We start from the raw sequence: 13,274 nt of genomic DNA on the forward strand, positions 1-13,274 counted from the left end.
AAAGGATTTTCAATCCTTTGGTTTTTGTCTTCTCAAACTAAAACGATCAGGTACAGGATCCTCGCCCCCCTGTGCAAAGGGATGACAGCGCAGAATACGCGCTACCCCCATCAAAACTCCTTTAAGACCATGCTTTTCAATAGCCTCTATCATATAGGCTGAACAAGTGGGATGATAAATACAGGATGGCGGCAATAACGGTGAAATGAACCTTTGATAAAGCCGAACAGGAAATATTAACAGTTTTTTCATCAGTTTCCTTGGGTTGCTGCATTGTGAAGTTGGCTGATTTCTTTTTTATTAAGCCGTCTTGATTCTCCAGGACGAAGCCCTGTCAAATCAAGGGTGCCAAAACGAGTTCTGGACAGTTTATCCACCAAAAGGCCGACCGCCTCAAACATTTTCTTCACCTGATGATTGCGCCCTTCATGGATTGTCAACTCGACAAGGGAGCGGTTTTTATCTGGCTCCACTTTTAGGATACGGTAACGAGCCGGCTTTGTTTTTTTACCATCAATCAGAAGCCCACGCGTTAACGGACGTAGATTTTCCTTGTTTGCAATCCCCTTGAGACGGGCAACATAGACCTTATCAATCTCATTACGAGGATGGATCATTTTGTCTGTGAAATCACCGTCATTGGTGAGAATCAGAAGTCCTGTTGTGTCCCAGTCCAAACGGCCTACGGGATAAATGCGCTCTTTAACCTCCGGCAGCAGATCGATGACCGTTTTACGCCCTTTATCGTCTGAAACGCTGGAGATAACACCTCGCGGTTTATTTAAGAGGTAATAGACCTTCTCCTCATTATAGATTGGCTGACCTTCTACCTCCACCACATCTCCAGATTTAACCGTCGTGGCTAATGCCGTCACTTTCTGTCCATTGATGGTCACCAGCCCTTGCATAATCAGTTCTTCTGCCTTGCGGCGGCTGGCTACGCCAGCATGAGCAATGTATTTATTAATCCGCATCTGTTTTTTCTACCTCTTCATCTAATGCTTCTTTTTCTTGAAACAGGGTCATCTCTTCATCTTTCAATTCAATAGACGAAGCATCTGGCAGGTCTTCTAAGCTGTTTATCCCCATAAAATCCAGAAAATAATCTGTCGTTACATAAAGATTTGGTCTGCCCAAGACTTCTTTTTTGCCATCTTCACGAATGAGACCGAAAGCCTGTAACTTAGAGATGGAACCGCTAGAATTCACACCACGGATATCATCCACCTCGATTCGGGTAATCGGCTGCTTATAGGCAATGATGGAGAGGACTTCCAAGCTGGCTCTTGAAAGACTTTGATTGATAGGCGTCCGCGAATACTGACGCAGAAGATCTGCATAAGAATCCTTGGTCACCAGTTTGTAGCGTTTTGATGTCTCTAAGAGACTCAAAGCTGAATCCTGATTGGTCCTGTATTGTTCAGCTAATTTTTCCAATTGCTGCAGCACAGCAGTCGGTGCCATATCACTGAGGCCAGCCAAATCCTGCAGACTAAGACCATCCTCTCCGGCGACAAACAGCAAAGCTTCAAGCCGTGCTAGATTACTCATACATTCTCCTTCGTCAAAATAATGTCACTAAAATTATCCGCCTGATAGACATAAACACGATGTACCTTAATGAGTTCCAAGGTTGCCAAAAAAATGGTAATCAGCTCATTAACCGACGCTGCCCGTTTAAAAAGCTGGCTGAGATTGGTTTGCCCTTTTTTAGCTACCGCCTGTTCGACCGAAGTCATCATATCCTCAATACGGAAGTCATCTCGCTCAATGGTGGTATGACTGTTTTTAATATCTTCCTGCTTTTGCGCCATAACCTTAGAGAAGGCCAAAAAAATATCAATACTGGTTTTATCATGATTCAACTTGACATCATCATAAACCAGTTCTAGCTTAGGTTTTGAGAAATACTGAGCCCTCTTATCATGCTGGAGAGCCAATTCCTGCCCCAGCAATTTATAGGTTCGATATTCCTCAATTTGACTTAAAAGATCCATTTCTGGATCATCTTCTTCTATCGTTTCAACAACCTTGGGCAGTAATTTACGGCTTTTAATCAGCATCAGCTGACTGGCCATGACCATATACTCTCCCGCGATCTCTAATTTCATCGCCTGAAGGGTCGCAATGTAGGCTAAATACTGCTCAATCACCTCAACAAGGGGAACATCATAGATATCCATCTCGTATTTGGAAACAAGGTGGAGAAGCAAATCAAGCGGTCCTTGAAAATCCTTTAGTTTTATATCCATCAATTTCTATAATACTTCTCTAGTGTCATCGGACTTTTTAAGCCTAACTTTTGCGACAAGTCCATCATGCTGACACCTTTCGCCTTTTCTCTCAGAATATACTGTTCTCTTAGCTTCTGTGCGGTTAAATCAGGGTAGCCAATCTCATTCAAGTAAGCGGACAATTTTTTAAAGAGCCACTGCCGTGAATAGCTATGCCCCTTATTGTCAAAAAGATAGGTCTTCCCCTGCCGACTTTTCAATAACTGACAGAGGTGCTCAGGAATCTCCAAAACACGCATGCCTCTATTAGGCGTCTTAAGGGTCATCACCTGAAAATCAAAATCCAAATCAGCCACTTTCAGCTGAATCATATCACTGGGAGTCAGGCCTAATTCTAGAATCAAACAAGCAATGAGCTGTCCCGTCTTCAAATGTGTCTCATCCTCAAGCTTCGACAGATTCATTCGTTCGTAAGAACAGGGTCTTGAAGGCTCCTGCGAGCTGCTCTTTATCTTATAAAAGCGATCAAGCGTCCCTTTTTCATAAAGAAAGAAAAGAAACTGATTGACCGTGGACAATTTACGTTTTTGCGCTGATAATTTCAGCTCTCTCAGAGACTGCTCATAACGTTTCAGGCTGTAGTCGGACACCTGCCCCTGAGTCAAGTCACAAAATTGCTGCAGGTCATAAAGGTATGACTTCTGCGAATTTTGGGATAAAGACTTGGCAGCAATAAAAGTCAACATTTGGTTCTTCATTTTTTCTCAATACTGTAATCATTTGAAAAGTCGTGCAGAAGGCTGTTTAAAGCCTTTAAGATTGACTTGCGGGTGATGATGCCGACAAAAAGGCCGTTTTCTTTAACAACTGGCAAGAAAGAAGCGTCGACAAGTTTATGCATGATTTCTGTGAGATCAGCCTTTTCATCAACTGTCGGAATTCTGTCGCTGGTCATTTCTGAAATGTCTTTCAAGGCCAACTCACGGTCTGACAGCTCATGTTCATGCTGATAGGCAATAATATCAGACATACTGATGGTTCCCACATAAATTTTATCCTTAGTGATAACAGGTACTCTGGATAAACCATTATTTGCCAATAAGAGCATGACATGATCAACATTATGACTGTCAATAAAAATAGCTAATTGCTCAGCAGGAGTCACTTTATGAGCCAGCTGCTCTTCTAAAAAGGCTTCAAATTCTTTTACAATCATCTCTTTATTTCCTGTGATATCGCTAAAAAGGGTTGGTGGTTTCTGGTCAAATAATCAACATAAATGGTGTCGTCTGTCACGCGCACCTTGGCATAGAGGCGTTCATTGATTTCACCTCTAGGCTGCGACACACTGCCAGGATTGATAAAGATGGTTTTACCAAGCTGCCAAGTCGCTGCCCGGTGCAGATGGCCATAGGTGCAAATATCAGCTCCTACCTCCTGAGCCCAAAAATCAAGGCGTTCAAAGCCATAGTTAATGCCATATAAGTGACCATGGGTTTGAGCCAGGGTTATGTCTCCAATATCCAACACACGATTCTCAGGGAAATCCCCAAAATCACAGTTCCCGCCAACAACGGCAATCCCATTCCAAATAGGGTCGTCAACAGGTAATTCCGAATCTCCATTGTGCAAGATAGCATCAACCTGCCCCAAATAGCGCTCTTTAATGTCTTGGACTATTTGACGGTCACCATGTGAGTCGCTCATGATAACTATTGTTCGTTCTGCCATGCTGGAAACACCTCCATCAATTTCTTGACCGCCTGTCCTCTATGAGAGATGGCATTTTTTTCCTCTGCCGATAATTCTGCCGCTGTTCGGCCTGTTTCTCCAACTAAGAAAAGCGGATCATAACCGAAACCAGCTTCCCCCTTCGCTTCTGTCCCAATGTAACCCGACCAATCCGCTTCAACGACAAGACTGTCTCGCTGAGGCGCTGCAACAACCAAAGTCGTATGAAATTGAGCCGAACGTGCCTTGGGATCTAAAACCATAGCCAGTTCATGAAGCAGTTTCGCATTATTGCTCTGATCCGTAGCATCAGGGCCCGAAAAGCGGGCAGACCATACGCCCGGAAGCCCTCCTAGAACATCTACTTTTAATCCCGAATCATCTGCCAAAACCATCTTTCCGGTTAGCTGCGAAATCGTCTCTGCCTTCAGGCGGGCATTTTCTTCAAAGGTCAGCCCTGTCTCTTCAATCTCTGGCAGATCTGGATACTGGTTCAGATTCTCTACAGTCAGCCCCAGCTTGGCAAACATCTGTCGGAACTCCTTGGTCTTTCCCTCGTTTCGAGTAGCAATTAAAATCGTATCCGCTAAAGAGGTTTTCTCTTCTTTTTCAAAAAAATCAGAAACGAGAACCCCTTTTTCTGGTAAATGCACGCTCAATAAACGGTCGCCTTCTGTGATGACAACAGCCCCCTGTTTTTGGCTGACCTTTAGCTGACGCGCCGTTTCGCTCGCAATCATATCAACGATGAATGCAATCAAGCGAAAGTCTGAACGGTTTCTTATCACGGTAACAGAAAAACCTGCTTGCCCGTCTCCGCTCAGATCTGCAGTATTGAGCAAAGCGGCCAATTCTTGACTAAGGGCAAGATAAGCCTTAGCAGACACCTCACCCAATTCCGTGATGGTATTGCTGCCCCGCCATCTACCGATGAACCAATCGTGCTCATCTTTGTATTCATAGATTTTATCACTCATAGCTTCACATGCTCCACTTGAATCGATTGAGACAGCCATTCTTCAGCAATTGCTTTAAAACTGGAGCTGCTGGCTGTGGTATAAAATTGGTACCGCGTGTCAGAAAACTCACGGCTGCGATTGAGTTGGAAATAATTCAGCAGAACCGAAATATCTCGCACACACTCTGCTCCGCTATCAATCAGTTTAACCTTGGGTCCCATGACATTCTGAATAATCTGCCGTAACAGCGGATAGTGTGTACAGCCCAGAACCAAGGTATCCACTTGACCCACGAATGGGGCCAGACTTTCATAGACGGCTTTTTTGGCGACACTAGACAGATGCTGATTTGATTCTACAATAGGAACAAACTTCGGGCAAGCCAGACTTTTTACGCTCATATTAGGTGACAGGGCTAAGATTTTTTCCCGATAAATATCAGAAGCAATCGTCATCGGCGTACCAATAACCCCAATCTGCCCAGAACTGCTGGACTTGATTGCCGCACTAGCACCTGGAAGGATGACCCCTAAAACAGGAATGTCAAGTTTAGCCTTGACTTCTTCCCAGGCAACAGCGGTTGCTGTATTGCACGCAAAAACAATCATTTTAACATCTTTTGTCAAAAGAAAGTTAACCAGCTGCCAAGTATAGTCTTTTATCTGCTCAGCCGGCCGCGGGCCATAAGGGGCACGCGCCGAGTCACCAATATAAACAACTTCCTCATGGGGCAGCTGACGCATCAATTCGCGAACGACGGTCAGGCCGCCGACACCCGAGTCCAAAAAACCAATCGGTCGATTATCCATGTCTATTCTCCCTAAAATAAGACTAGGTGTCCCCAGTCTTATTCAAAGATCTATTTCTTTTTAGCCTTGGCTGCCTTCTGCTGGCGGTTCATCTGACGGACAACCTGCTGAACCTTCGCTTCACTAGGTTTTTGACCCATTTGAGACATCATGGTACGGATCACATCTTCATTAAGAGGCGGGTTTTCTTCGAGATATTTTTCCATTTGCTTACGGGCAATAAAGGCACCTCCCACAAGTCCCCCTATTAGGGCTGCAAAAACAATTAAAATCCATAAAAAGGTATTCATATAAGTGTTAATCTCCTCCATTTTTTACACCCCTTATTATAGCAAAAAACTGCTGTATTGACAAAAACAAAGGAAGAAAAGGCGAAATAAAAGAAAGCCCTCTCAAGGACTTTCACCTATTTTTCAAAATCAAAACCATACAGGGTTGCAAAATAATCTTCTGGCGTCTCTGCTCGTCGGATAAGACGGGCAGTCCCATCTTCTTGATAGAGAATCTCCGCAGACCGTAATTTGGCGTTGTACTGATACCCCATTGAAAACCCATGGGCGCCTGTGTCATGAATGACTAGGGTATCACCAATATCGGTCACAGGCAGTTGACGTTCTTTGGCAAATTTATCATTGTTTTCACAGAGACCGCCGACCACATCAACAATCTCTTTCGGAGCGTTTTCTCCTTTATCCATATTAGTAATATGGTGGTAAGAACCATACATAGCTGGACGCAGCAGATTGACTGCCGAAGCATCAACACCGATATAAGTCCGATAGGTTGTCTTGCGGTGGAGAACTTTGGTGACCAAAAGCCCGTGTGATGCCAACATGAATCGGCCTAATTCCGTAAAAATCTTAATTTGCCCCAGACCTGCGGGTACTAGAATTTCGTCATAGACCGCACGAACACCTTCTCCAATAAGGGCAATATCATTGGCTGTCTCTTCTGGATGATAATTGACACCGATACCACCTGAAAGGTTGATAAAATCTAGCTTGATTCCTGTCTGATCTCGTATCTCTAGGATCAGCTCAAAAAGCTGACGCGCCAGCACAGGATAGTAATCATTGGTAATCGTATTTGATGCCAAAAAGGCATGAAGACCAAATGTTTTGACCCCTTGATCTCTAAGTTCTTGAAATCCCTTAAGCAGCTGCTCCTTGGTCATGCCAAACTTAGATTCTTCTGGATTATCCATAATGTCAGTCCCCAGAGCAAAAACACCGCCAGGATTGTAGCGCAAAGAGACCACCTCAGGCAAGCCGGCTTCTTCTTTCAGAAAGGCAATATCTTCATAAGCGTCCAAGTTAATAATGGCACCAACCTGACGAGCATAACGGTATTCCTTTCCTTCTGTATTATTAGAGGAAAACATAATATCCTTAAAACCAAGTTTATGGGCCATCATCAGCTCAACTTCGGTCGCACAGTCCACACCACAGTTTTCTTCCTGTAATATTTTTAAGATAGCCGGCGTCGGAGTCGCCTTGACTGCAAAATATTCTTTAAAGCCCTTATTCCAAGAAAAAGCATCGTTTAAGGCACGCGCTGTTTCTCGAATTCCTTTTTCATCATAGAGATGGAAAGGGGTTGGGTACTGGGCAGTGATTTTATCTAAGGCTTCTTTGTTAATAAATGGCAATTTCATCGTCGTCTCCAATAAAGATAATGTTCTTATTATACCATAAAAAAATCCCTGCATAGCAGGGATTCTATTAAAACCTAATCATTGCTTCCAAAAATCCGTAAAAGACTAAGGAAGAGGTTGATGAAGTCTAAGTAAAGATTTAGCGCCATTGAAATAGCCCAGCCATCACCGACATTGCCGCCAGTCTGCTCATAAACCCGTTTGATCAACTGATTATCAAAAGCAATCAAACCTGAGAAAATCAAGACTGACACGATACTGATAATGAAACTCATGGTGCCGCTTCCGATAAAAATATTCACGACACTGGCCACGATAATTCCAATCAAAGCCGCCATAAGAAACTTCGCCATTCCAGAAAGATCCTTCTTAATGGTCACACCGATAATAGCCATAATGAAAAAGACGAGAGCCGATGACACAAAGGCCTGCAAGACAGTTGCTTGCGCATAGCTGGCAATAATAAAACTCAAGGTGAAGCCATTAAGGGCCGAATAAATTAGGAAAAGCGGAAGGGCCGTTGGACTATTTTTACGAGCTGCTCCGCTCGCAAAAAGAACCAGCCCCAGCTCAGCAAAGATAGCCACATAATAAATCCAAGGAGCATTGAGCAGGATGGCAATCATGTTGTCCCTGAAGATGTAAAGCATCATATAAGAAACTACTGCCGAAAGGGCCACGCCAATGCCCACCAAGCTGTAAATCTTAGCGAAAAAACGACTGAGACCAGTCTCACTCTGAACATAAATACCATTATGATTTGTCATATCAATCTCCTACTTCTTTTTAATGATTATGGCTACCTAAGAATTTCCGGCGGAAAATCCGACGTTTCTGCCAGCGTTTCCTCAAGGGAGTTGTCGCTTCCTTGATTGCCCAATACTTATCAACCATTGTCACAATATAACCTTCCTTATAGCGGGGAGGGGCGATGGTGGCTCCCCACATATGTTTTAGGATGATGTCTTCTTCTTTTTTATTGAGTTTGGTCAGCTTTCTAGCATTGCGCACAGCGATGCGAGGATGGACCCAAGCATGACCCTTGTTAAACTTTGTATCACGCCAGTCATAATAGAACAAATCGTGTAACAGCGCTCCTCTAGCGGTACTCGGAACATCCCAACCAAACTTTTTAGCGATGCGGTAACTCGTATAGGAAACATTTATCGAGTGTTCTAAGCGTGTGGAGTGATGATGCTGAACAATCCCATCTAATTTCTTAAAACGAGGATTCTGGATTAAATGGCCGACAAGGCTCATGTATTCCTTATCTTGAGTATATTTTTTCATCAATATCACCTCACAGATATTATACCATAAGTTCTTAAAGCAGCCTAAAAATTAATATACCAGCTGCAACCGCAACATTGAGGCTCTCTGCCTGACCCGGCATACTGATATGAACCTGCAGCTGAGCTTTTTCTGCCATAGCTTGACTGATCCCCTGACCCTCATTTCCCATAATCACAGCAAACTGCTGACCCCTGCCCACTTGTTGATAATCAATTGACGCCTGAGACAAAGTAGTTGCGATAGTCAAAAGCCCTAAATCATTAAATTGATCAACTAAATCAAGAAGGGAACAGCGAATAACCGGAAGATGGAAATGGCTTCCTTGCATGGAGCGCAGTGTTTTTTGATTATAAACATCAGCAGATTTTTCTGAAATAAAGACCGCATCCAAACCGGCAGCATCTGCTGTCCGAATCATCGTTCCCAGATTTCCGGGGTCCTGTATATCTTCCAGCAGCAAGTATCTGCCTTGAGCAGATGGAACAAAATCGTTTTTGGGCAAGGCAAGCTCGGCCACAATCCCTTGAGGGGTTTTCGAATCACACAGCTCCCTCAGCACGCTTTCTGTAACCAAATGGGTGTTGGGGTGTTGTTGGATCCTGTCAGCAAACTCCTCTAAAACGAAAACCCTCAAAATGGCAGCCTGATACTTCAGAGCCTCTTCATACAAATGCCATCCTTCTATCAAATAAGAAGTCTGACGGTATTTTTTTTGCTGTAATTTTTTGATTTTTTTGATCAAAGGATTGGCTTTTGAGGTTATAATAGTCATAAGGATATTATAGCAGAAAAGGAGAAAAAAGATGAAAAAAGTCAGATTGATTGTTTCCGGCCGTGTTCAGGGGGTAGGCTTTCGCTACTCAACCTATCAGTTAGCTTTGGACATAGGGGATATTTATGGACGTGTTTGGAATAATGACGATGGAACCGTAGAAATCTTAGCCCAATCGGACAAGCCCGAAAAAATGGCAAAATTTATTCAAGCTATCCGAAAAGGACCCTCACGTTTTGCCAAAATCACCTATGTGGATGTCAAAATGGTCCATTTTGAGGACTATTCCGATTTTCGGATGGCAAATTAAAAATCAGCCTTAAGAACTATTGAGTATTTTCTTAAAAAACAGTAAAATAGATAGGTATTATTAAAAGATGAAGGAAATTTATTGTGAAGAAAACTACTAAACGTCTCCTATTTTCTGGTTTAGCCCTGTCTCTGCTCTTCTTTTTATCTGGCTGCGTCCAGCAAAAGAATGGTGTTCCGACCGGTGAAGGCTGGGTTTATAAATTTTTAGTGGCTCCTATGGGAGGAGCCATTAAATACTTTGCCAACGACTTGGGCCTCGGCTTTGGGATGGCTATCATTACCGTAACCGTCATTGTTCGTCTCTTTATTATCCTGCCACTCAGTATTAGTCAAATTCGCAAGAGCAGCCTGCAAGCCGAAAAGATGGCCTACCTGAAACCCGTTTTTGACCCGATCCAAGAGCGGATGAAAAATGCTAAAACACAGGATGAAAAAATGGCCGCACAGACCGAGTATATGGCCGCACAGCGCCACTACGGTCTCAGCATGCTGGGCGGAATCGGCTGCCTGCCCATTCTCATTCAGATGCCTTTCTTCTCGGCTCTCTTCTATGCCGCTAAATTTACAGAAGGTATCTCAACCAGCACCTTCTTTGGTATTAACCTCGGTCAGACCAGCCTAGTGCTGACTATTATCACCGGTATCCTCTACTTCATCCAGTCTTACCTGTCTATTCAAGGAGTTCCTGAGGCTCAGAAACAGCAGATGAAGACAATGATGTATGTGACGCCGCTCATGATGGTTTTCTTCATGATGAGTTCCCCAGCCGGTGTTGGACTTTACTGGTTCGTCGGCGGTATCTTCACGATTCTTCAACAGTTGTTGACCAACTATTACATTAAACCAAGATTGCGGAAGCAAATTGCGGAAGAATTTGAGAAAAACCCACCAAAACCATTTAAATCCGGGGCTGCACCTAAAGATGTCACCCCTAACCAACAAGAAACAGCCAAACAAAAGGCTATCGCCAATAAGCAAGCAAAAGCAAAGCGTAACGCCGGAAAGCAAAGGAAACGTCACTAAACTAAAGCAAGCCCCTTAGAAAATATCTAAGGGGCTTTTTGACTTCTAAAAAATCTCCTGTTCCCAGGAGATGCTTACTGTGCTCTGCTTTAAAGAGCACGTCTTTATTTGGTTTTGCTAACCTTAACAATCTCAACCTCATAGGCACCTGCCGGAGATTCAATGGTTGTTGTATCCCCTGTTTTTTTACCAATCAGAGCTTGGGCAATCGGACTTTCATTTGAAATTTTCCCTGAAAAAACATCCGCTCCCGCTGCACCTACGATAGAATAGGTATCCTCATCCTTGGTGCCTACCTCACGAACCACAACTGTTTTACCGATTGCTACTTCATTTTTAGCGACAGCATCACTGTCCACAATTTCTGCGTAACGAATTTTAGTTTCAATGCTTGAAATTTGTCCTTCAACAAAAGCTTGTTCATCCTTAGCTGCTTCGTACTCACTATTTTCCGAAAGATCACCGTAGGAACGAGCTATTTTAATACGTTCTACAACTTCTGGACGGCGAACGAGTTTCAATTCTTCTAATTCTTTTTCCAGTTGTTCTTTTTCTGCAAGTGTCATTGAATAGGTTTTTTCTACCATGATAGTTTCTCTTTTCTTTTTAGGATTTCCTGACATTAAAAATTATGCGGATTGACCGCATAATTTTTAATCAGAACTACTTGTTGTTAATTTACTGTTGACATACTTTTCAACATTAGCTTCGTGTTCGTCATAAGTTTTGGCGTAATAGACATTACCAGTGGTAACATCAGCAACAAAATACAGATAGTCGGTTGAATCCGGCTCAATTGTCGCCTTGATGGCCGACAGTCCGGGGTTATCAACAGCACCAGGCATCAGACCAGTATTTTTATAGATATTATAAGGTGAATCAATCGAAGTATCAATTGCTGCATCCTCAGCCAGAGTGGTTTTGGTTCCCAGTTTATCTGTTGCATAAAGAATAGCGATATTAGACTGAAGCGGCATGTCTTGATTCAGCCGATTATAGAAGACACTGGCGATTTTTTTGCGATCATCATCCGTTGCTCCCTCTTTTTCAACCAAAGAGGCCAGAGTCAATACTTCATTGACCGTTAAGTTTTTAGAAGCAATCGTATCATAATAAGCGGATAAGTTATCATCCATCGCCTTAAGCATACTGTCAATCATATCCTCAACACTCGTCTTATCAGAGTAAGTGTAGGTCGCTGGGAAGAGATAGCCTTCCAACTGATACTTCACTTTGGAAGCATCTGGCAGGCTAGCCAAGAGTTTCGGATACTTCTTGACCATTTTTTCAATGAAAGTCTTGTCTTTCACTTTTTCTAAAAATGCTTTTGCTGTAAACGGCGTTTTATCTGTTTTGGATTTGGTATTGGCATTAGACGTAATGGCCTCTGAAATCTGCTTAATGGTATAACCTTCCGGAATGAGCACTTTACCTAAGACAGGATCAGATGGTTGAGCTGTGCCGCCCGCTTGCAAGGTATTCGCAATTTTCTCCAGAGACATACTTTTTTGCAGGTTATAATAACCACTTTGGAAATTGCCGTAGTTCTTAAACTTGGTGTAGTAATTAAAAACTGTTGCACTCTTAATAAGGCCCTTCTTCTCCAAAATCTGCCCAATCAAACGGTTCCCTGATCCTTCAGGAATCTCAACCTGAACATAAGCTGTTGATTTGCTGTCAACCGGCTTAATGGCACTGGTCACATAGGTATAGCCAAAAATACCTAGGGCTAGCATGGCCAGCAGAATAATACTGACTAAATAAAGGGCTATCCTTCTAGCAATCTTATTGGTCTTTCTTCGTTTATGACGACGCTTTTGCTGCATGCTGTCTTCCTCTTGAGATTCTGAAGGCTCTGTTGAACCCTCTTCTTGCTTAGGAGAAGGCAAAACCTTGGCCTTGGTTTCAGACTCATCAGAATCTGATACATGATGTTTCACGGGTTTAGCCTCTTTCACAAAATCAGAAGGCTCCGTTGCTGCTGGCTTTTCTAAAGAGACTTTTTCCCAGGTGGGCTTGGACGTTTTGAGACTCTCAGACACGCCATCATCAGACCAATCAATAACCTGTTTGGGTTCTGGTTTTGACGCTTTTTCAGTTGGCTGAGAGTTTGGAGTTGGGCTGTCTGCATCAGGGTTAAAAACCTGATCCAGATTTGTCAGCACATCATCTACATCCTCTTTGCTAGGATTGTCAGAGACCTGAGAAGCAATCTCTGGGTCTCTCTTAATCTCAATAGGTTCAAAAGTCTTTTTTTCTGACAGATGACGGCGTTCTTCATTGGCTTTTTGAAGAGAAGCTTTTTTGGCCGCTTCTTTAGCAGCTTCTTCCGCCTTTAAAAAGGCTTCATCCCGTTCCTGCCGAACCTGTCTGGCTTTTGCCAGGTCGGCTAAGATTTGTTCCTTGAAACTCTTTGTCTTGGCTTCTTTCTGGTTTTCTTCTTCATTAAAGATATCCGTCAAGGCTTATCCTCCTAATGTCTATCAC

General features: G+C 43.2%; 18 protein-coding genes. 2 read left to right on the forward strand and 16 right to left on the reverse strand.

Annotated features, from left to right (window positions below; translation table 11 throughout):
- Positions 1 to 9 precede the first annotated feature (9 nt).
- The 14 genes from yidD to A3GY_RS0105275 all read right to left on the reverse strand — a co-directional run bounded on the left by yidD (position 10) and on the right by A3GY_RS0105275 (position 9,452).
- Positions 10 to 252, reverse strand: coding sequence for a membrane protein insertion efficiency factor YidD (gene yidD, locus A3GY_RS0105210; RefSeq protein WP_018030358.1), 243 nt, complete (start codon positions 250 to 252; stop codon positions 10 to 12).
- Entirely contained in the window at positions 252 to 974 is a 723-nt protein-coding gene (locus tag A3GY_RS0105215) for a pseudouridine synthase (RefSeq protein ID WP_018030359.1), read from the reverse strand. The genes yidD and A3GY_RS0105215 overlap by 1 nt, the downstream gene beginning before the upstream one ends.
- Positions 964 to 1,551, reverse strand: coding sequence for an SMC-Scp complex subunit ScpB (gene scpB, locus A3GY_RS0105220; protein WP_018030360.1), 588 nt, complete (start codon positions 1,549 to 1,551; stop codon positions 964 to 966). Before scpB ends, A3GY_RS0105215 begins: the two co-directional genes overlap by 11 nt.
- Positions 1,548 to 2,252, reverse strand: coding sequence for a segregation/condensation protein A (locus A3GY_RS0105225; protein ID WP_018030361.1), 705 nt, complete (start codon positions 2,250 to 2,252; stop codon positions 1,548 to 1,550). The genes scpB and A3GY_RS0105225 overlap by 4 nt, the downstream gene beginning before the upstream one ends.
- The gene (gene xerD, locus A3GY_RS0105230) at positions 2,252 to 2,992 is read right to left on the reverse strand and encodes a site-specific tyrosine recombinase XerD (RefSeq protein ID WP_408641226.1); all 741 of its coding nucleotides are present in this window, start codon (positions 2,990 to 2,992) and stop codon (positions 2,252 to 2,254) included. Before xerD ends, A3GY_RS0105225 begins: the two co-directional genes overlap by 1 nt.
- Positions 2,989 to 3,450, reverse strand: coding sequence for a cyclic-di-AMP-binding protein CbpB (gene cbpB / locus A3GY_RS0105235; RefSeq protein ID WP_018030363.1), 462 nt, complete (start codon positions 3,448 to 3,450; stop codon positions 2,989 to 2,991). The genes xerD and cbpB overlap by 4 nt, the downstream gene beginning before the upstream one ends.
- Positions 3,447 to 3,965, reverse strand: a complete 519-nt coding sequence (locus A3GY_RS0105240; RefSeq protein ID WP_018030364.1) for a metallophosphoesterase — start codon at positions 3,963 to 3,965, stop codon at positions 3,447 to 3,449. The genes cbpB and A3GY_RS0105240 overlap by 4 nt, the downstream gene beginning before the upstream one ends.
- The gene (locus tag A3GY_RS0105245) at positions 3,947 to 4,942 is read right to left on the reverse strand and encodes a nucleoside-triphosphate diphosphatase (RefSeq protein ID WP_018030365.1); all 996 of its coding nucleotides are present in this window, start codon (positions 4,940 to 4,942) and stop codon (positions 3,947 to 3,949) included. The genes A3GY_RS0105240 and A3GY_RS0105245 overlap by 19 nt, the downstream gene beginning before the upstream one ends.
- Complete coding sequence (racE, locus tag A3GY_RS0105250) at positions 4,939 to 5,733, reverse strand: glutamate racemase (RefSeq protein ID WP_018030366.1); 795 nt, start codon at positions 5,731 to 5,733, stop codon at positions 4,939 to 4,941. Before racE ends, A3GY_RS0105245 begins: the two co-directional genes overlap by 4 nt.
- Before the next feature lie 50 nt (positions 5,734 to 5,783).
- The gene (locus tag A3GY_RS0105255) at positions 5,784 to 6,023 is read right to left on the reverse strand and encodes a YneF family protein (protein WP_018030367.1); all 240 of its coding nucleotides are present in this window, start codon (positions 6,021 to 6,023) and stop codon (positions 5,784 to 5,786) included.
- Between the two features lie 116 nt (positions 6,024 to 6,139).
- Positions 6,140 to 7,387 carry a diaminopimelate decarboxylase gene (locus tag A3GY_RS0105260; protein WP_018030368.1) on the reverse strand — a complete coding sequence of 416 codons (1,248 nt, stop codon included), beginning with the start codon at positions 7,385 to 7,387 and terminating at the stop codon, positions 6,140 to 6,142.
- A gap of 74 nt (positions 7,388 to 7,461) precedes the next feature.
- Positions 7,462 to 8,154, reverse strand: coding sequence for a Bax inhibitor-1/YccA family protein (locus A3GY_RS0105265; protein ID WP_018030369.1), 693 nt, complete (start codon positions 8,152 to 8,154; stop codon positions 7,462 to 7,464).
- A gap of 19 nt (positions 8,155 to 8,173) precedes the next feature.
- Positions 8,174 to 8,677: an HD domain-containing protein gene (locus tag A3GY_RS0105270; protein ID WP_018030370.1), complete on the reverse strand. Its 504-nt coding sequence runs from the start codon at positions 8,675 to 8,677 to the stop codon at positions 8,174 to 8,176.
- A 34-nt stretch (positions 8,678 to 8,711) separates the two neighbouring features.
- A complete protein-coding gene (locus A3GY_RS0105275; protein WP_018030371.1) occupies positions 8,712 to 9,452 on the reverse strand; it encodes a TrmH family RNA methyltransferase in 741 nt (246 codons plus the stop codon).
- A gap of 31 nt (positions 9,453 to 9,483) precedes the next feature.
- Between A3GY_RS0105275 and A3GY_RS0105280 the strand changes: the two genes are divergently transcribed.
- Positions 9,484 to 9,762, forward strand: a complete 279-nt coding sequence (locus A3GY_RS0105280; protein WP_018030372.1) for an acylphosphatase — start codon at positions 9,484 to 9,486, stop codon at positions 9,760 to 9,762.
- Positions 9,763 to 9,845: 83 nt separating this feature from the next.
- Positions 9,846 to 10,787 carry a membrane protein insertase YidC gene (gene yidC, locus A3GY_RS0105285; protein WP_018030373.1) on the forward strand — a complete coding sequence of 314 codons (942 nt, stop codon included), beginning with the start codon at positions 9,846 to 9,848 and terminating at the stop codon, positions 10,785 to 10,787.
- Between the two features lie 104 nt (positions 10,788 to 10,891).
- Here the strand turns inward: yidC and greA are convergent, their stop codons facing one another.
- Positions 10,892 to 11,374 (reverse strand): transcription elongation factor GreA, encoded by a 483-nt coding sequence (greA, locus tag A3GY_RS0105290; protein ID WP_018030374.1) that lies wholly within the window; start codon positions 11,372 to 11,374, stop codon positions 10,892 to 10,894.
- Between the two features lie 66 nt (positions 11,375 to 11,440).
- A complete protein-coding gene (mltG, locus tag A3GY_RS0105295; RefSeq protein ID WP_018030375.1) occupies positions 11,441 to 13,249 on the reverse strand; it encodes an endolytic transglycosylase MltG in 1,809 nt (602 codons plus the stop codon).
- Positions 13,250 to 13,274 lie beyond the last annotated feature (25 nt).

The organism is Streptococcus ferus DSM 20646, assembly GCF_000372425.1.
Taxonomy (GTDB): Bacteria; Bacillota; Bacilli; order Lactobacillales; family Streptococcaceae; genus Streptococcus; species Streptococcus ferus.

Excerpts from the sequence above, each read along its gene's own strand:
- yidD (WP_018030358.1), bottom strand. The coding sequence starts at position 252 with ATGAAAAAACTGTTAATATTTCCTGTTCGGCTTTATCAAAGGTTCATT.
- A3GY_RS0105215 (WP_018030359.1), bottom strand. The coding sequence starts at position 974 with ATGCGGATTAATAAATACATTGCTCATGCTGGCGTAGCCAGCCGCCGC.
- scpB (WP_018030360.1), bottom strand. The coding sequence starts at position 1,551 with ATGAGTAATCTAGCACGGCTTGAAGCTTTGCTGTTTGTCGCCGGAGAG.
- A3GY_RS0105225 (WP_018030361.1), bottom strand. The coding sequence starts at position 2,252 with ATGGATATAAAACTAAAGGATTTTCAAGGACCGCTTGATTTGCTTCTC.
- xerD (WP_408641226.1), bottom strand. The coding sequence starts at position 2,992 with ATGAAGAACCAAATGTTGACTTTTATTGCTGCCAAGTCTTTATCCCAA.
- cbpB (WP_018030363.1), bottom strand. The coding sequence starts at position 3,450 with ATGATTGTAAAAGAATTTGAAGCCTTTTTAGAAGAGCAGCTGGCTCAT.
- A3GY_RS0105240 (WP_018030364.1), bottom strand. The coding sequence starts at position 3,965 with ATGGCAGAACGAACAATAGTTATCATGAGCGACTCACATGGTGACCGT.
- A3GY_RS0105245 (WP_018030365.1), bottom strand. The coding sequence starts at position 4,942 with ATGAGTGATAAAATCTATGAATACAAAGATGAGCACGATTGGTTCATC.
- racE (WP_018030366.1), bottom strand. The coding sequence starts at position 5,733 with ATGGATAATCGACCGATTGGTTTTTTGGACTCGGGTGTCGGCGGCCTG.
- A3GY_RS0105255 (WP_018030367.1), bottom strand. The coding sequence starts at position 6,023 with ATGAATACCTTTTTATGGATTTTAATTGTTTTTGCAGCCCTAATAGGG.
- A3GY_RS0105260 (WP_018030368.1), bottom strand. The coding sequence starts at position 7,387 with ATGAAATTGCCATTTATTAACAAAGAAGCCTTAGATAAAATCACTGCC.
- A3GY_RS0105265 (WP_018030369.1), bottom strand. The coding sequence starts at position 8,154 with ATGACAAATCATAATGGTATTTATGTTCAGAGTGAGACTGGTCTCAGT.
- A3GY_RS0105270 (WP_018030370.1), bottom strand. The coding sequence starts at position 8,677 with ATGAAAAAATATACTCAAGATAAGGAATACATGAGCCTTGTCGGCCAT.
- A3GY_RS0105275 (WP_018030371.1), bottom strand. The coding sequence starts at position 9,452 with ATGACTATTATAACCTCAAAAGCCAATCCTTTGATCAAAAAAATCAAA.
- A3GY_RS0105280 (WP_018030372.1), top strand. The coding sequence starts at position 9,484 with ATGAAAAAAGTCAGATTGATTGTTTCCGGCCGTGTTCAGGGGGTAGGC.
- greA (WP_018030374.1), bottom strand. The coding sequence starts at position 11,374 with ATGGTAGAAAAAACCTATTCAATGACACTTGCAGAAAAAGAACAACTG.